This window comes from Flavobacterium frigidarium DSM 17623, from assembly GCF_000425505.1.
GTDB lineage: Bacteria > Bacteroidota > Bacteroidia > Flavobacteriales > Flavobacteriaceae > Flavobacterium > Flavobacterium frigidarium.
This window is the reverse complement of sequence record NZ_AUDO01000004.1, coordinates 204,538-223,225: the sequence shown is the minus strand read 5'-3', so window position 1 is coordinate 223,225 and position 18,688 is coordinate 204,538. Positions and strand designations below refer to the sequence as shown.

Below are 18,688 nucleotides of genomic sequence, written 5' to 3'. Positions count from 1 at the left end.
TTACATAAAAATAATGGGGAATTTATTTCAAATTAATTAAAATGGATAGCCAATTGCTAAGTTAAAAACCAAATTATCACTTCGCCATCCGCTGTTACCTAAACTAATTTTATCTAGAACCCAGCGCTCTCCATCAGCTAGATAGGGTTTGCGAATAGGGAAGGCAAGGTCTGTTCTTAAAACTAGGAATGAAAAATCAAATCGCAAGCCGGCACCTACACCCACAGCCAGTTCATTCATGAAATCTTTTGAGAATTTCGCACCAGGTTTTTCTGGATCTTCTTTTAGTAACCAAATATTACCAGCGTCTAAGAAAACTGCCCCTTTTACTAAGCCGTATATTTTTGCACGATATTCTGTGCTGAATTCGAATTTAATATCTCCAGACTGGTCTGGTAAAAAAGTATTATTATTTGTAGATCCATCATAAGTACCAGGACCTAGGGATCTCGCTCTAAAAGCACGAATACTATTTGTACCTCCATTAAAGAACTGCTTGATAAAAGGCATTTCGTCTGAGTTACCATAAGCGAAACCAGCCCCTACAATCACTCTACTCGCGAGTTGGGAATCAGGTCCTAATTTTAAATAATGTCTGAACTCATTTTCTATTTTGATAAATTGGCTAAAAGGGACATCAAAAACTTTAATAGTATCTCCTTTTTTAATATTAGCACCCGATAGTAAACCGGTAATGTTCCCTGATAAATCAATACTTCCTTTATAGTAAAAAGTATTCTTTTTTCTTTTCTCCATTGTATTGGTGTATGTGTAAGAGTAGGTAGGACCAAAAATTAATTGCTTCTCGATTACACGACCTAATGAAGCAGTTGAGTCTATTTGCGCTTGATATAAAGGGGTTACATTTCGCGGGCTCGCATAGGTGATTTCCGTTAAATTGAACAAGTGTTCTTTGCGTTCGTTTTCTTTCCACAAGTATCCAAAAGATCCTTTTAAGGTTTGTAAAGAGTATAGTTTGGTTCTATTTTGGAATTCATATCCTAAGGTTGCTTTAGTTTTTGGAACAAAGCCACTTGAAGATTCAAATTTGAACGGAGAAATTATTCTAGGCCATATCAAGTTTGCTTCGGTACCAAAGCGATAAACGTTAAAGCCATTATTTTGTCCGGATACTTGTACTTCAACACCTCCAAAAGCCGATATTGTTAATTGCTCAGCACCTTTCCATAAGTTACGATTACTCCAGTTTAAGTTTAACTCTGTTCCGGTATAATTTGCTGAGTTGGTTTTAGCTAATAATTCCGCTCTAATAGATTTTTTAGGTAACGGAGTCAAATAGTAATATGCATCTAAATAATTTCCAACAGTGTCTGAAACTTTAAATTGATTTTTCACAAATTTGAATGTACCCAAATTCACTAAGCGATTTAGCGATAAATTGTGGTTAGTTCTATTGTATAAATCATCTTTTTTAAAGTATAAGGTGCGGTCAAAAATCCTTGGTTTGAATAAATCTTCTTTATCAATAATGGTGAAGTCATTGTATTCTAATTTTTCTTCATCAACTACAGCAGCACTATCTTTTGATAATTTAAAATTAGGATACACAACTATTTTATTAATTTTGTATTGGTTTTTGGCAAGATCTGGTGTTTCGTTTTTAATTTTTACAATCAAATCTACTTTATGATCCGCTACCGTGCTATCTACTTGAACTAGCAAATAATCTTCGTTAAAGTAATAGAACCCCTTTTCTTTAAGACGCGTGTCAATTCTGCCACGCTCTAATTTTATATTGTCTAAACTGTATCCCGCCTCTTTTTTTAGCACCGAACCTCTTCTCACCTTATTCACTGCTGTTCCTAATAATGTAGAATCTGCAGGAAATTTTACGTCTCTAATGGTATACAATCTTTTAGGATCTAACGTATATTCAGCAGTTGCTTTTTTACCACTTCTAGTAGAATCTGCTACAGAAGTTGTATTGAAATAACCATTATTCTCAGCATAATTTTGAAGTACTTTTTTATTATATTCTAGGTCTACTTCACTATACAGTACCGGTGGTTCACCCACTTTATTTCGAAGCCAATATCTAAAACCTTTATCTTTTGTAGGCTCTCCCGCCAAATTATAAAAGAATAATTTAGGACGCATCCCTAAAAAAGAAGCATTTGGTTTAGGACGTAATAATGGTTCTAATGCAGCTTCTAATGCTTTGCGTTCTTTCTTGGGTGTTGATTCACTTACCACATCTACAGATCCGCCAGTGTATAAAAGATCGCCTTCAGGCAAGTTACGTGTACCAGAACAACCTGCAATTAACACTGCGGTAAATAGGCAATAGCTTAAATTATGTCTACTCTTTATCATCTTCATTATAACGTATTATTTCTTAGCTTCTTTTTCGTTTGTTTTTTTCGAATGAAACAGCTCTCTAAATTTATTGTAGTCAATTGTTAATACAAATGACACTCCCGTTTCTACCACTTGACCTTGTAAAGCTACTTGGTATTTGTTGATACGGTATGCTTTTAATTTGTATCGACCATCTTTAGATAATTGGTATTCGATACTCACATCACCAGCAATATTGTTAGTTTCCTCATTAGTTTGCTGCGGTCCTTCTAATCCAAAACTACTACCCACAGTTACCTTCAAACGGTCATTTAAAAGTTTCTTAGAAACACCTACACTTAAATCAGTTTTATTTTCTAATTGACCTGTAGTATAATCTTCAGTAGAGTTTAGATCGAAATTTAATTCGACTCCATTGATCAAGTCACCTGCTAAATTATTCAACTGTTGTGACAAAATTTTACTAGCACTTTCTCTTGCTAAAGACGAAACTGAAGTTCCGCCTGCTTCACTAGAGAATGGGTTTTCACCAATAAAACGATTCAATAATAAAAGCGCAAAAACTTGCTTGTTCAATTCATCAGGCTGCTGGCGTAGCTGTGATAATTTGGCTTGGGTTGTGTTAATGATTTCTGTTGAAACACTATTGTTTCCATCAGGTAAAACGATATCAAATGTAATAGTTGGTTTCATTAACTCACCGTTCATTATCAGTTCAGTTTCAAACGGAATTTTCTGCTTATATGTGTTTCTAATATCAGATGAAGTGCTTCCTAATTGGTCGTCAACTAAGTCAATAGGAGCAGCCTCATTTTTATAAACAGCAGTAATATTAATATCAGCAGATGTTGGTTCGCCTGTCCATAAAATATAACTTCCTTCTTTAATTTCGAATTTTCTCTTGATTAAATTGAAGTTCATTTCATAAGCACCTTCATTCAGTTCATAACGTCCCGTAAGTGAAGTTTTACCTGAAGGATCAATTCCTCCAGTTAACTCGGCTTCTCCTTTTAATTTCAAGAAATCACCATTTGCTTTGTCAATGATAATTGATAGTTCAGCATCTTTATCTACCACAATATTTACAGAAGCGTTCATCCCTGTAATTTCTGTTTTACTTAATGACTCGTCAACAGCGATTTTGGTAATTAGTGGTGGATTATCTTGATCAATAAATTCTACAATTCCTTCACGATCTGCAATGGATGGGTCAGATTGTGGTAATACAATAGCAAACTTAGTATCGGCATTTACTTTTATAGTACCATCAATTGTAGGGTTATTTAAATCTCCTTTTATTCTAAGATCGTTATTTAAATACATTTCACCATAATACAAATCATTGTCCTGTGGTTTAGAGTTTACAGCTTTAAAATTCTCAGCAACTAATGTTAAGTCAAATCCAGGATTAGTCAAATCATCGGTAGTGATTGTTCCATCTATAATCATGTCATTGTCCTGCTCATCTTTAATTGTAAATTGATCAAATCTAATTCCTTGAGCATTAAAAGCAATATTATCATTCAACTCTTTAAACGTTGCGTTTAGAGGTGTTACATTAAAACCAACATCGTTGCATTTTAAATTCCCTATTATTTGCGGCTGTGATGCTTTTCCAGTAATCTTTAATTTACCGTCTATAAAACCAGTACTTTCTTGCAAGTTTCCAAGAGTAAATCCTTGAACACTTTTTAAATTTAGTTTAGCTACATCTAGATTCATATTAAGTTCTGAATCCACCGCTCCGTATGTTCCATTTAAATCAAGTTGGTTTCCTTGTCCTGTAATTCCAACTTTAGCAGTGTAAGTATTTGCGATGTTATTATCAACGTGGATTTCGATTGTTCCTACGGTGTCTTTCTTAAAAGCAAAATCTGCAATGTTCAAGTCAGAAGTAAAGTTAGGATCGCCTTTTAAATTTTTAATGTTTGCGTCACCATTGATATTTCCGCTAATTTGCAAATCGCTCTTTTCAACAATACTACTGATAGTTTCAATTTTGAAATCTTTGAAATTAACATTTAAGGGAGCGTTTGCTTTTTCAGATTCAGATTGCACTAAAATGCTGCTTCCTGATTTACTTAGTTCGAATTTGTTAGCATAAATTCCATTTGTTCCAAAACGAAGTAGATTTTCTGCAGCAACTTGCCAAGGCTCATAATTTAAAACTAGATTTTCAGGATTTAAATGCACTTCACTGCTACCATCACCAGATTTTAAAGTTCCAGAAATCGCATAACGTTCTACATCTTTTAAATCTTTTAATTGTAAGTTATATGCGGCAACATTATCTTTTAATTGTCCTGTAATTGCAGTATACGGTAATTGAAATTGATCGTTTTGAATATCATCAACAATAAAAGAATAATCTAGAGCTTTCTCTTCTGTTTTCACAGCAAGTACAGCATTAGTGATTGTGTTTTTGCCGTAAACTAATTTAGGTATTTGTCCATTTATTACGATAGTGTCGTTAACGGTATTGTATCTACCTGATAACAAAATTGGTTCCATACTTTTAATTTCTGGAAGTACTTGTGAAATAATAGGACTGTTTTGAATTTTCATTTTGAAATCAAAATTCTGTGGTTCGCTCACCGCTTTTTTCTTAGCAGGATCGGTATCATAATATGTCGCTAATGAATTTTGTAAAGCAGTAGCAATTTTAGATAATTTGTATTTTCCTCTGATTGCTGCGTTTAGGAACGGCGATTTTACAACAATAGCAGTAGTATCTGGTTTAGCAATAGCAATTAAACTAATAGAGTCTGAGACGATTTGCTGTTTTGCATCGGCAATAGTCAAATTCACAATGTTAATCTTCCCATTTAAGTAATCTAAATCAGCGGATTTAATATCTGCATCTATTGCTCCTCTTATTTTTAAAGGACCGGCATGAAGGTTTAATTTTTCTAAATCGGCGATGTCAACATTTAGTTGTGCTTTTACAGCTGGATATTTATCTTTAAAATTTCCACTACTAATTAAATCAAAAGTCAGATTTGGATTTTCCATATCGGCTGCAATATCAAAAAGCCCATTATTGATTGCTCCTTTTAAAGCTAAATTTTGGTATTTGTATTTGTTGTAGTCTAAACTCAACAACGTTCCTTGCACAGTAGCTTTGGCTGTTTTTGGGTCTAATCCGGTTCCTTTAGCATTTGCTTTTAAACTTAATTTCCCAATGGTTTTATCACGCATTAGTTTTCCCAGATCGAAATTTGCAAAACTCACTTGCGCATCATAACGTTCTTTATTTTTAACTCTTTGGTCAAATAAAGCATTTACTTTTGCAGCACCGTACGAACTTCCTAGAGCCAAATTAGTATTAAAATTTGCGATTGTTCCTTTAAAAGTTCCTTTAAGATTCAATAGAGATGGCAATTGTATAGTTGCTGGAATTGTACCTTTAGGAGTGAACGAAGCAATGTCTTTAGAAGTAGTTTTAACTTCTTTAATATTTAAATCAAAGTAGGCTTTGTCTACATCTGGTAATCCAGAGATTGTTCCGCTGGCTGCGATTGTAGTGGCACCAATTCCGCTTACTTCTAATTTTGGAATTGCTAGTTGTTTTAGTTTACCGCTAACCTGACTGTTAATTTTTAAAATAGCATTAGGATTGCCTTTAAATGGAACTGAATTTGCCATTCCAGGCACAAAGATCAATACATCTTGAAAGCCCAATCTACTGTTGTTTAAATTAGCTTTTACACTTAGCTCACCAAGGTTGTCGCTAATACTTTCAATAGAAGGATAGCCAACTTCGATATTATCCTTAAGTTCTGTTTTTGCAGTTTTTAAATTTAGGTTTTTTAAATACGAGTTTTTTCTGCCGTAGAAAAAGTCTGTTGTAAAAGATTGAATTGCTAAACCGCTCTTCTCTTTCACGCGCAATGCATTTAATTTCCCATCAATACTCAATGGACTATAGTGTAAGTTTTCTAAATCTAAATTTAACGATTGAATATTGAGATGCTGGTAATCGATTCCTTTTGTAACAACAGGAGCATTGTCATTTTCGAATATGAAATCTATATTTTTAAGCGTAGTTTGCTTAATTTTTAATTCTAATTTGCTTTTTTCTTCTACAACCGCTGAAGAATTTTTAGTTAATGGTTCAGCATTTGTTTTTCCAAACGCTAGTTTCCCTTTTGCGTTTTCAAATGCGATATCGTCAATAATAAACAGCTGATTGCTGATATCGATTTTGTTGAATTTGATAAGTAGCTTTTTGAAATCTAAATTGGTCGCTAATTTGCTTTTTTCATCTTTATAAATCACAGCAATTTTAGCCAAATCAACTTCTCCTAATTGTAAGTTGAAAGGAGCGTCAGTTGCAGCGACTGCAGCATCTTCAGCAACTTCTTCAATTTTTTCGACTAAACCTTGAGCCAAATTTAATTTTAAACCACTAATCTTGATTTTTGGAACTTCAAAATTCATTGCGTCTAAATCGAAAGTCTTTACACGTGTTTCAAAGTGATTTAGAGTTACGGCCAAGTCATTTTTAGTATAGGCGTCGTTGTATTTAATTTTAATATCATCAAGATTAATGTATCTCAATGAAAACTGCATTGGAGTAGCAGTAGTGTCTACGGGAGTGGGTTCTGCTGAAGCAAAGGCTTTAATGATGTAATCAAAATTGAAAACACCTTTATCATCACGACTTACATTTGCAGTTATTCCCTTTAAATCGATGCTGTTTATTGTGACTTGATTGTCTAGTAAGTCAAACATATTAATATCTACAGCCAGTTCTTTTCCGGCTAATAAAGTGTCTTTTTTCTGTCCCTCAAAGTAAACACCTTCTAAGATCACCTTCTTTGGAAAACCAATATCTAATTTATCAATAGAAACCTTAGTTTTAACTTTCTCTTGAATAAATGCAACCGCTTTTTTCTTTGCAAAATTTTGAACGGAAGGAAGTTGTATTGCAACAGTGATTAAGATGATTAATGCAAATAAGATCCCTACAATCCATAAGAATATTCGTAAACTAATCTTTAAATATTTTTTCAAGTGCTTCTTTTTTAAGTCAAACGGCTGTTACCAAACGGCTTCATTTTAAAGAAAATAAACCAATCGCAAAGATGAAAAATTTAATCTGATATATATTACAACCTAAAGATTTAATATTATAAAATTATAAGGAATACTCAGGGTTTTGAATGTTGCAATTAGCCATTTTTTATACTTGCTGTAATCGCATTGAATGTTCTTTAAAAATAAAAAGCGGATCATTTTCGAGTTTGAAAATGATCCACTTTTAATAAAATATTGAGAAGGCTACAATTATAGCGCTTTGAAATCTTCCGTTTTAGGAAAGCTTGTCAAGGCTTGAACTGCAATTTCTGGAGTTGGATTTGCAATTTTTCTAAGTTTGGTATCCATCCACGCACCATCAACAGTAATAGTTGCGCATAACTGATCGTCCGCTGTTTTAAATTCATGTACAATTGACCATCTTGAAGCATCTGCTCTCATTTGAGATACTTTTGTATGCATGAAGATCACATCTGATAATTTGATTTCTTTTCTAAAAACACATTCTTCTCTAAATAATATAGGTCCAAAGTGATTCATTTGTAATACTTTCATTGTCAACCCTAATTCTTCTAAGATTTCGATTCTATGTTGCGCCCCAAAATCATAATAAGCACTGTGGCGTACATGAAAATTTGGGTCTAAATCTGACCATCTAAAAGATAATTGTTTTTTATATGCTGTCATGTTCTTTGTTTTTATGCTACTGAAATCCTCAGTAATACTATCAAAATTAAAGAATTTTATTCGAAAAAGCACTCAGCTTACTAACAAATGAAAATAAATAGTAGTCAGGTTTTTCTAATTCAAACAGCGACAAAACTTTAGATTCAAATCTGTTTATATTGTGGTTGCTTCCATTTTCATTTTTAATATTTCCTCACTCTCATTTGCAAGTTTCTCATTTTCCAACGGTGTAATTTGTTTGTTATGACATTTCGTTTGAAACTCATTGTAGTTTTCCCAGAAAGGAGCTGCAGTGGTTTCTGTACCAAACATTGTGTCCAAGCAAATGTTGTTGTCCTTGTACTTATTGTATAAAACAGCTATGATCTTAAAGAAAAAAGCATCTAGCATTGTGATTGCTTCAAATTCAGTTTGTAATGTATTGTAATCAAGATCTTTAGAATCTAATATGTGCAAAGTCACTAAAACTTCTGCTTTTTCATCTGCTGTGATGGTACTTTTATGACCTAATTTTAACGAATTAAATACTAAGTTATTCCAAGCCGCGCTGTCGTGACCCCATTTTACATCAGGAAGATTTAATGAATGCTCGCAAATTAAGATTATTGCAAACAACACGTCATTTAAATATTCTGCTGGGAACTCATCTAGGCTTCTGAATTCAAAACCACTTTGGTACATTTTCTCTTGATTGAAATCTAAGCCAACTTCAGGAAGCAATTCATATTCCATTTCGCTTTCAATACGGTCTCTCCACCAGATATTGTCTTCTTGAGAAAATTGCAATAGCTTTCTAAAATCATCTACCTTGTAAGTTAAGATTTTCCCTTTTGGCATTGCTTTATTATATGTTCCTACACCTATGTAACGTGACATTGCACTGCGCATAGAACCCATTGTAAAACTTTTGTCAAGATCGTGTTTCTCACAAATAATCCCCATAATATCAGGGTTTCCTAGAGTAGCAATAAAAAATGGCTCAAACCATTGTAATAAGTAAATTGCATTTGCGTGCGTTTTTTCAAAAGCATCATAATCTGCAATACGGCTATCCTCAGTAAGAGTAGGTAAGGTTATATGAAAGTGATACGTACCATTGTTAAACAATACCAAGTTTTCTTGATTGGTCATAAACATATTTAATCCTGAATTGTAATCAGGAAAACGTAACTTTTCAGTCAATACGTTAGAGTCATTCAATCGATCAAGAAATATTTTTTTAGTAGCTTTTAGTTCTTTACAAGAATCCACTACTGTTCTATTTTCGAAATATTTAGTTACAAACTCAATTGAATCTCCGTCAAAGTGAACAGACCCCATGGTCTTTTCTCTTTGAGTAATCATACTTTGAATGTTGTAAGGTTGTTTCTCTAAAAATGTTTCCATTATTGATTTTCCTAAAAACTCTGGGTTGTCAATGGTCAACGGAGTAGCAAATGCTGCTTCATCTTCGCTTAAAGCAACGCTAGGTAGAGAAATCGTTTTGTGCTGAAAATTCACATCTAGTTTTTCTAACGAGTGACTGTTCATCATGCGACTTACAGCGTAGTTCTCATTAGCAATAAATGCCTTTTCTAACAACGGACTCAAACTATCCTCTTTGTAGTTTTTTCTATAATCAATACTATATTTTTCACAACCTATTTTCTCCTGTATAAATGCACCACTAACGATTAAAGATTCTTCAAATTGTAAGTAGGTTTCATTTTCTAAACCAATACCCCAATAATATTTTGTTTTGTGATTTTCTTTCATTTATACGATGGCTTTCTTTAAGTTATAAATACTATTTTTTTAATTTGTATGGAGACTTTTCGTGTCAAACACCTTGGTAAATACCTGTTTTTATATATCAGGCAGCTTAGGGGAGTAAGCAACAAATAAGTTTTTACTTTTAAATTACAGGAATTTAATTTCAGTCTTAGAAATTTAGTTTTTGATCGACTGAAATACTGTTTAAAGGAGCGCTGAGTTCAATTTTAAAATTTTGCTTGTAATCGCTTTGTAATTCCTTTTTAAACAATGTTTTAAGAAGACGAAGAGACAAAAGTAGATTTTGCTTCTTCTTATATTTTTCCAGAGTGCAAAAGTACTCCATTTTTTTCGAAAAAACAACATCAAAACACGATGCAAATATGTTAAAATTTTAGACACTTTTAAATGCTGCGATTTCTACGTTTTTTTGAGCTAATTTTAAGCTAATTTAGTTTGTAATTACTTCTAAAAGAGTGTTGTAGTTTGTGAGAAGTACTGGAGGTCTTTTTTCGAAAATGAAAGTAGATATAAAGAAAAACCGACCTAAAATTAGAACCTTTTTTTATTATAGGAAAGGAGCTTAATTTAGGTCGGTAATTGTAACGAAATTAATCGTGATAATAGAATACTGATGAAGAGTATAATTCGTCATTCCACCAGTCTTTTTTAACCTTAGCAAAATACTTATAATTTACTTTACCAGCTTGAGATTGTAAAGGGTAAATCACGCGTCCTTCTTCTCTGTAGGCTTTTTTAGTTGCTGTTTCAGGAACCACAGGAACAATGTGTCCAGACAAACCTCTTATTTTTCTTTTGGCACAAATAATTCCAATCGCGCCTTCCTGATTTACTTTCTCTTGTAGTTCATTTACATCCATTGTTCTTTTCCACCCAAAGGCTGCTCCCCATTGTAAGAACCAATCGTGAATAGCACTTGAATATATGGTTTTAACGGTGTCGTTATAGATTGGTTCGACATCTTCTCCAGCTTGCAGTCTCACAATGGCCTCGTCTGTCCACCATACGGTAGGTAAATATACATTTGTGAAGTGGCAGTAGTCAAAGGAATACACATTGCAATAAGTGTCTTCAACGGTTCGCTTGTATCTTAGGTTTTCTTTCACGTTCAACTTTTCAATTAGCTGAGCGATTGTTTGTTTTTTTGTAGCTACGGTAGATTCATCTCTAAAAGGAATACTCGAGTCAAGCATTGGCTTGTATTTCATTCTAGTTAAATCTAATCCTGATGCTGCATCAGCTGCAAAAACAGCTGCTTTCATACTTCCTTCTATGATGGTATTTTCGGCTACTTCTTCTGTAGCATATACGGTACTGTCATTTTTCATTTTGATCATTTTTTAAAAAAGCAGCTAGAGTTCTTAAATAATAACTCCTACTGTAGTATGTGACTTTATTAAACACATTGTTATTTTACAGTCGCTTTTTTAGACATAAAAATAAATGTAGTAATAATATTTTTGAAACAGCACAACGCAGACCGTTTAAATTCAAGATATTTTATCGAAGTAGTATTTTCGAACAAAAATCAATGCAATTTAACGCCAATTAATTTTCATGAAATTCTTCTTCTTTATGAAGTCATTCGGAATTTTTTCTAATATTTCAGAACGCAGCGCTTCAATCAAAGTATCTTTCGAAAAAGAATGATGCACAACTAAACTAACTTCTCGAATGGGTTTTGGGTCAGTAAAATTGATACTGCATCCTTGATCGCTTTCACTAATGGCCATCTCAGGAACAAGTGTAAAACCACCATAATTATCAACCATACGTTTTAAAGCTTCGATAGAACCGCTCTGAAATTTTATACTTTTATTATTGTCTGTATTGTTGCAAATATTCAAAACTTGATTTCTAAAACAGTGGCCGTTTTCAAGCAACCACACATCTTCTAAATGCTCAACATCTTGAGCAGAAATTGCTTTTTTAGTACTCAAAGCATCTGTCTTTTGACCGTAAAAAACAAAGGGTTCGTTATAGAGATTGATTTCCCTAATATAGGGCTCACTAATGGGAGTGACTAGAATACCAATATCAATTTCTTTCTTTTGTAAAGCGGCAATAATCGCTTCAGATTGCATTTCTTCAATTCGCAAAATGGATTTGGGATATTTTTGAGAAAACGAACCAGATATCAACGGAATTAAGTAAGGCGAGATCGTAGGTAGAACACCTACTTTAAACTCTCCCTCTAAATTACTTAACTCTGTATTGACCATATTTTTCAAGTCACTTACTTCACGCAAAATAATTTTAGATTTTCTGACAAACATTTCTCCCAAATCAGTGGGGATAAAAGGCGAACTGCTTTTGTCAAAAATGGCAAAACCTATTTCGTCTTCTAGCTTTTTAACTTGTATGGTGATAGTGGGTTGCGTTACAAAACATTTCTCTGCGGCGGTCACAAAGTGCCTGTAAGTGTCTAGTGCAACCACATATTCTAGCTGTTGTAAAGTCATACATATTGATTTTATTAATACAAATATAAATATTATTAATTTGATTAATAAGACAATCCACTAGATATTTGTGCTATAATAAAAACACAAATTACATGAAATTACTTTTATCAGCGTTGGCTTTATCGATTGGATTAGCCGCAAGTGCACAAATGAACCCGCACAAGGCCATGGCTAGCAACAACGGTGCTCCTGTGGGTGACAATCAAAATTCTAAAACAGTAGGAGAGTATGGTTCAGTATTATTAGAGGACAGCTATCTAATCGAAAAATTAGCTTCATTTGACAGAGAACGTACGCCAGAGCGTGTGGTGCATCCTAGAGGTGCTGGAGCTTCGGGTTACTTTGAAGCTACAAAAGATATGTCGGCCTACACTAAGGCAGTTCTTTTTGCAAAAGCAGGAAAGAAAACAGATTTGGCTGTTCGGTTTTCTACAGTGATACACGGGAATGGTTCGCCAGAAACTTTAAGAGATCCACGTGGATTTGCTGTAAAATTTTATACGGAACAAGGAAATTATGATATTGTAGGTAACAATTTGCCTGTTTTCTTTATTAGAGACGCTATGAAATTTCCAGACATGGTGCACTCATTAAAGCCTTCTCCAGAAACCAACAAACAAGATCCTAACAGATTTTTTGACTTTTTCTCGAATGTTCCTGAGTCAACAAACATGATTACAAGGTTGTACACTGATTTAGGTATTCCTCAAGGTTATCAATACATGGATGGAAGCAGTGTTCATGGTTATAAATGGATCAATGCAGCTGGAAAAGTAACTTATGTGAAGTACTCATGGGTGACCAAGCAAGGAGTGAAAAATCTAACTATTGAAGAGGCTGCAAAGCAACAAGGTATGGACTGGCAACATGCGACAGTAAGTTTAAGAAAAGACATTGCCGATAAAAATTACCCGCAGTGGGATTTATATGTCCAAATGATCGCTCCTGAGGATTTACAGTCATTTGATTTTTGGCCCCTAGATGCAACTAAAGATTGGCCAGCTGATAAAATCGAGAAAATCAAAATTGGAACGATGACTTTGAATCAAAATCCTGTGAATTACTTTGAACAAGTTGAAAGTATTGCATTTTCACCAGCTGATTTAATTCCAGGTGTCGAAGCTTCAGAAGACAAGTTATTACAAGGGAGATTATTTTCTTACTTCGATACACAGCGTTACAGACTTGGTGGTAATTTCCAACAATTAAAAATCAACCAGCCACTTGAGCCTGTTGTTAATTACAATTCGAATGGATACGGTAGTTTTGCAAACAAAAAATTTGAAAACCCTGATGTAAATTACCAACCAAGTAATAAAGCTTCCTTTGCAGATAATAGCGAATTCAAACAGTCAGAGACGACTTTATCGAATGTGACAATTACACAAAAGAAAATTTCGAAAACAAATGATTTCGCACAAGCGGGAGACTTTTATAGAGCACTAACTAAGAAAGAGCAAGACAATTTAATTAAAAATTTGTGTGGAGATTTAGGGCAGGTGACTGATAAAGAAATCCAAAAGAAGATGATTACCTTTTTCTACAGAGCTGATTCAAATTATGGAATGCGAGTGGCTGAAAAATTAGGGTTTTCACAAAAAGATTTCAGAAATTAATTTATATTTATAAAAGATAGGGGAGGTAGTACTATTTCCCCTTATTTACATTAAAAACATGAAAGAAAAATACTGGTTGCTTTTATTTATAATGACAGCAACTGCACAAGCGCAATCAATATTTGAAAATGCTAGAACCGGAAATATAACAGCAATCGAAAAACAATACAAGATGAATCAAGAAGAGATAAATGCCGTAGACAGCAAAGGATTTACACCTTTAATTTTAGCAGCTTATAACAACGAGGTCGCTACAGTACAAATGTTAATTAACAAAGGTGCCTTGATAGATGCACAAGATAAGTCAGGAAACACAGCGCTCATGGGAGTTGCTTTTAAAGGAAATTTAGAGATTGTAAAAATTTTAATCGAAAACAAAGCCAACGTGAATTTGACGAATTTGAATAATGCTACTGCATTAATTTATGCAAGCACTTTTGGTCAAACAGAGATTGTCAAATTTCTTTTAGAAAATGGTGCTGATAAAACAATTAGAGACAATCGAGGAAATACCGCTTTGAACCACGCCGCAATGCAAGGTAATGAAGATGTAGTTACTGTGCTTTCTGAAGAGTAGTATTAGTTATATGTACCATTTTGCAACTTTGATTGGCCTGAAATGCACTATTTATCTACTTGATTTAAACTAAAAGAGGATTTTTTGCGTATTTATAATTTAAATACCACTTTAATAAATACCAAAGAACAAATGAAATTGAGAATGATAAAAGGGAATAAAATTGTAAGCGGCTTACTCTTATTGTTAGTATTGGGAACTGCTTGTTCAAAATCAGATGATAACAGCGAAGAGGCAGCAGCCTTAGTTACAGTAAATAATAAGAGAGCAACAGGGAGTTCGTCACGAGATTTATTGTCTGATGTAAAGTATAAAAGTATGGTCATCGAATTAGTTTATGTAACTGGATTCGAACCTTCAGCTGTTGCGATAAATAACCTTGTGGCATTTATAGAAGCACGTACTTTTAAACCAGGCGGTATTACCGTGCTTAAAAAAGAGATTCCGTCGCCTGCAAAGAGTATGTATTCTACTGCTGATATAGCTGCAATTGAAGATGCCAATAGAACCAAATACAACAACGACACCGAAATAGCTGTTTGGGCTTACTTTTCTGATGGAGCTTCTGCTGAGAATGAAGGGAATAGTGTGGTTCTAGGAACTGCGTATCGAAATACTTCTTTTGTTATTTTCGAAAACACCATTAGAAGGAATACCAGCAGTAATCCACTTTCAAACACGAGATCACTGCTAGAAGCCACGGTGATGGAACACGAGTTTGGGCACATTCTAGGTTTAACAAATTTAGGAGCAACATTGCAAAGTGATCATGAAGACCCTGCTAATGCTAAGCATTGCGTGGTTAATGATTGTTTGATGTACTTTTCATCAGAGATGCAGGTTGGTATAGGTGCAATGGCTGCCGCTGGTCGTGTCCCACAATTAGATGCACAATGTATCGCAGATTTAAGAGCAAACGGAGGTAGATAAAAATTGAGAAAGGCGGAATGGAAGATAATTAAGTAGCGGTTTTGATTGTTCTCGAATAAAAAAATCCTTTAATTTCTGTATATTTGGAGCAAAACAAGAATTAGATGGTTGCTACAGAAAAATCGACAGTGCTAGAACGTTATTTTCAACAATATAGAGAGAACATTATAGGAATAGATCAAGAATTTGTTTCACCTTATGGGACAAAGAAAATTATCTATACTGATTGGACTGCTAGCGGAAGATTGTACCGTCCTATAGAGGAGAAATTGATGAATGAATTTGGCCCTTTTGTTGCCAATACACATACAGAAACAACCATTTCAGGGACTGCGATGACAAAGGCGTATCATAAAGCGCGTCATATTATCAAGCACCATGTTAATGCAAGCGAAGATGATATTTTAATCACTGACGGAACAGGTATGACTGGGGTAGTAAATAAATTCCAACGTATTTTAGGGCTTCGTGTTCCTGAGAATTTGAAAAATTTTATCACAATTCCAGCAGAGAAGAAACCAATTGTTTTTATTTCGCATATGGAGCACCATTCTAATCAAACTACTTGGTTAGAAACTATCGCTGATGTTGTGGTAATTCCTTCAAATGACGAAGGGCTTTTTTGTATGGAAAATTTCAAAAAAGTTCTAGATCAATATAAAGACAGGACTTTAAAAATCGCCACCTTGACTGCGGGTTCTAATGTAACGGGTATTCGTACGCCATATCATGAAGTTGCAAAAGTGATGCATGCTAATAACGGACTCTGTTTTGTGGATTTTGCTTGTTCAGGGCCTTACGTGGCTATTGATATGCATCCTACAACTGATCCAGAAAGTTATTTAGATGCTATTTTCTTTTCTCCTCATAAATTTTTAGGTGGTCCTGGAACACCAGGAGTACTTGTTTTTAATAAAAAATTATATCAAAATTTAGTTCCAGATAATCCAGGTGGAGGTACTGTTTCTTGGACCAACCCATGGGGGAAGCATAAATTTATCGATAATATCGAAGACAGAGAAGATGGTGGAACTCCAGGATTCTTGCAAGTGATAAAAACAGCACTTGCCATTCAGTTGAAAGAAAAAATGGGAGTTGACAACATGCTTGAAAGAGAACATGAATTAGTTGATTATGTGTTTGATTCTCTTGGTTTAGTTCCTAATATAAAGATTCTTGCTGCTCAGCAGAAGGATCGTTTAGGAGTAATTTCATTTTATATAGACGATCTTCATTTTAATATGGGTGTCAAGATTTTAAATGACCGTTTTGGGATACAAACACGCGGAGGCTGCAGTTGCGCCGGAACATATGGACATTTTTTACTGCACGTAGATCAAGAAACATCGGATAAATTAATTGACGAAATTTCTCTTGGTGATTTAATAAGAAAACCAGGTTGGATTAGAATGTCAATTCACCCAACAACGACAAATGTCGAAATTGAATTTGTATGTGAGAGCATTAAAGGATTAGCAGCAAATCACCAACAATGGGCACTAGATTATAATTACAATAAACTTACAAACGAGTTCATTCATAAAAATGCTACAACAGTTGAAGATACTTTAGTTGATCAATGGTTTAGCTAAAAATAAAAATCCCTATCACTCTATCTATATAGTGATAGGGATTTTTTATAGTGATTTATTTCCTCAGTTACGAACTACAAGATAGCATTGAACTACCTATTTTTTGTCTCGCCCAGTCCGGTCGTTTAGCGAACCATTTTTCTGAAGAATGTTGGTCATCATAAGGGTTCTTGAGTAACTCATGAAGTTCATAAAGTAAACTGTAATCTCCTTTTTCGGCTGAATCAATTGCTAATTGAGCCATGTAATTACGCAGCACATATTTAGGATTTACTTTATTCATTTTATTTGCTCTCTCTATATCAGATACATTATGTTCTCTAACTTTTAAAAGATATTGTGTAAACCAATAAAGCCAAATTTCTTTTGTCTCAGTGCTGATTTTTTCCAAATTATAAAATGATTCGCTGACTTTTTCGAAAGCCATTTCCTCACTATCATTTTGTTCAATCTTTCCTAAATTTCTAAAGAAAATGGTCATATCTGTCTCGTGCAATAGTAAATTTTGCGAAAGCAAACCGATCAAATCTTCATTATTATTTTGAGTGGAAGTCAAGCCAAGTTTTTCATTCATCATGGTATTGTAATCTACTTCGTATTTATCTTGATACGACTGTAATATTGCTTCAAGAGGAGCAGCTTCATCTATAAGAGGATACAATGCATTGGCGAGTTGGTACAAATTCCAGAGCGCAATTTGAGGTTGGTTCCCAAAACGATATCTTCTGTTTTCACGATCTGTGGTGTTTGGTGTCCAGTCAGGATTGTAATCTTCTAGCCAGCCGTACGGGCCATAATCAATTGTCAGTCCTAGAATAGACATATTATCAGTATTCATCACACCGTGCACAAAGCCTACGCGCTGCCAGTGTACAATCATTTGGCGAGTTGCATTTGCGACCGTTTCAAACAATGCTACATAGCGCGATTTATCGTCTCCTTTAATTTGAGGATAATAATTTTCGATAGTAAAATCGGCTAATTTTTTTAAATTAGGAATGTCATTTTGTGAGGCAAACAATTCAAAATTTCCAAATCTAATAAACGATGGAGCGACTCTACACACGACTGCGCCTTTTTCATATTCGGCGTGACCGTCATACATCACATCTCTCAAAACTTGGTCTCCGGTAAGCATTAGTGATAACGATCGGGTTGTGGGAACATTTAGGTGAAACATGGCTTCACTACATAAATGTTCTCTTATAGATGATCGCAAAACCGCCATACCATCAGCTCTACGAGAGTAAGGAGTAGGTCCAGCGCCTTTAAGTTGTAAGGTATAATTGGTGTTATTTGTGGTAATTTCAGTTAAAACAATTGCTCTACCATCACCAAGTTGTCCAGCCCAATTACCAAATTGGTGACCGGAGTAGCTCATGGCATAAGGACGCGTTCCTTCAATAAGTTCTTTTCCAGAAAATACATTTGTAAATTCAGGACTAGCTGCTTCTGTTTCTGAAATGCCAATTAACGCAGCTGTCTCTTCCGAAAAATGTATTAATTGAGGATTAGAAGGTACCGTAGGGCGCACATAAGAAAAGGCCGTGTTAGTAACTTGACGCGTTCCAACCGTCTCATCGGGATCAGCGGGAAGTTGATTGCTATATTTATTATTTATCTCTAATTTCATAATAACAAAATTAAAGAATATATCTGGTAAGGCTAGTTAATATAAAGTAAAAGTGT

The 18,688-nt window shown here is 34.3% G+C and carries 11 protein-coding genes; 4 read left to right on the top strand and 7 right to left on the bottom strand.

Going from position 1 to position 18,688, the window contains the following annotated elements; all coding sequences use genetic code 11:
• Positions 1-36 precede the first annotated feature (36 nt).
• The 6 genes from tamL to H603_RS0103240 all read right to left on the bottom strand — a co-directional run bounded on the left by tamL (position 37) and on the right by H603_RS0103240 (position 12,281).
• Complete coding sequence (gene tamL / locus H603_RS0103270; RefSeq protein ID WP_026707234.1) at positions 37-2,340, bottom strand: translocation and assembly module lipoprotein TamL; 2,304 nt, start codon at positions 2,338-2,340, stop codon at positions 37-39.
• A gap of 9 nt (positions 2,341-2,349) precedes the next feature.
• Positions 2,350-7,335, bottom strand: coding sequence for a translocation/assembly module TamB domain-containing protein (locus H603_RS16380; protein WP_035675269.1), 4,986 nt, complete (start codon positions 7,333-7,335; stop codon positions 2,350-2,352).
• A 273-nt stretch (positions 7,336-7,608) separates the two neighbouring features.
• Positions 7,609-8,046, bottom strand: a complete 438-nt coding sequence (locus H603_RS0103260; RefSeq protein ID WP_026707233.1) for an acyl-CoA thioesterase — start codon at positions 8,044-8,046, stop codon at positions 7,609-7,611.
• A gap of 153 nt (positions 8,047-8,199) precedes the next feature.
• The gene (locus H603_RS16375; protein ID WP_245576079.1) at positions 8,200-9,801 is read right to left on the bottom strand and encodes a hypothetical protein; all 1,602 of its coding nucleotides are present in this window, start codon (positions 9,799-9,801) and stop codon (positions 8,200-8,202) included.
• A gap of 608 nt (positions 9,802-10,409) precedes the next feature.
• Positions 10,410-11,147, bottom strand: a complete 738-nt coding sequence (locus H603_RS0103245; protein WP_026707232.1) for a hypothetical protein — start codon at positions 11,145-11,147, stop codon at positions 10,410-10,412.
• A gap of 210 nt (positions 11,148-11,357) precedes the next feature.
• Positions 11,358-12,281 carry a hydrogen peroxide-inducible genes activator gene (locus H603_RS0103240; protein ID WP_026707231.1) on the bottom strand — a complete coding sequence of 308 codons (924 nt, stop codon included), beginning with the start codon at positions 12,279-12,281 and terminating at the stop codon, positions 11,358-11,360.
• A gap of 95 nt (positions 12,282-12,376) precedes the next feature.
• On the opposite strand from H603_RS0103240, the gene H603_RS0103235 reads away from it, so the two are divergent.
• The 4 genes from H603_RS0103235 to H603_RS0103220 all read left to right on the top strand — a co-directional run bounded on the left by H603_RS0103235 (position 12,377) and on the right by H603_RS0103220 (position 16,999).
• Positions 12,377-13,900, top strand: coding sequence for a catalase (locus H603_RS0103235; protein WP_026707230.1), 1,524 nt, complete (start codon positions 12,377-12,379; stop codon positions 13,898-13,900).
• 58 nt (positions 13,901-13,958) lie between these two features.
• Positions 13,959-14,477 carry an ankyrin repeat domain-containing protein gene (locus tag H603_RS0103230; protein ID WP_026707229.1) on the top strand — a complete coding sequence of 173 codons (519 nt, stop codon included), beginning with the start codon at positions 13,959-13,961 and terminating at the stop codon, positions 14,475-14,477.
• A gap of 84 nt (positions 14,478-14,561) precedes the next feature.
• Positions 14,562-15,407, top strand: a complete 846-nt coding sequence (locus tag H603_RS0103225) for a zinc metalloprotease (protein WP_316930248.1) — start codon at positions 14,562-14,564, stop codon at positions 15,405-15,407.
• A 104-nt stretch (positions 15,408-15,511) separates the two neighbouring features.
• Positions 15,512-16,999, top strand: coding sequence for an aminotransferase class V-fold PLP-dependent enzyme (locus H603_RS0103220; protein WP_026707227.1), 1,488 nt, complete (start codon positions 15,512-15,514; stop codon positions 16,997-16,999).
• A 67-nt stretch (positions 17,000-17,066) separates the two neighbouring features.
• Here H603_RS0103220 and H603_RS0103215 read toward each other — a convergent pair whose 3' ends face one another.
• On the bottom strand, positions 17,067-18,635 hold the full coding sequence (locus H603_RS0103215) for a protein adenylyltransferase SelO (protein WP_157510387.1): 1,569 nt from the start codon (positions 18,633-18,635) through the stop codon (positions 17,067-17,069).
• Between the last annotated feature and the right edge of the window lie 53 nt (positions 18,636-18,688).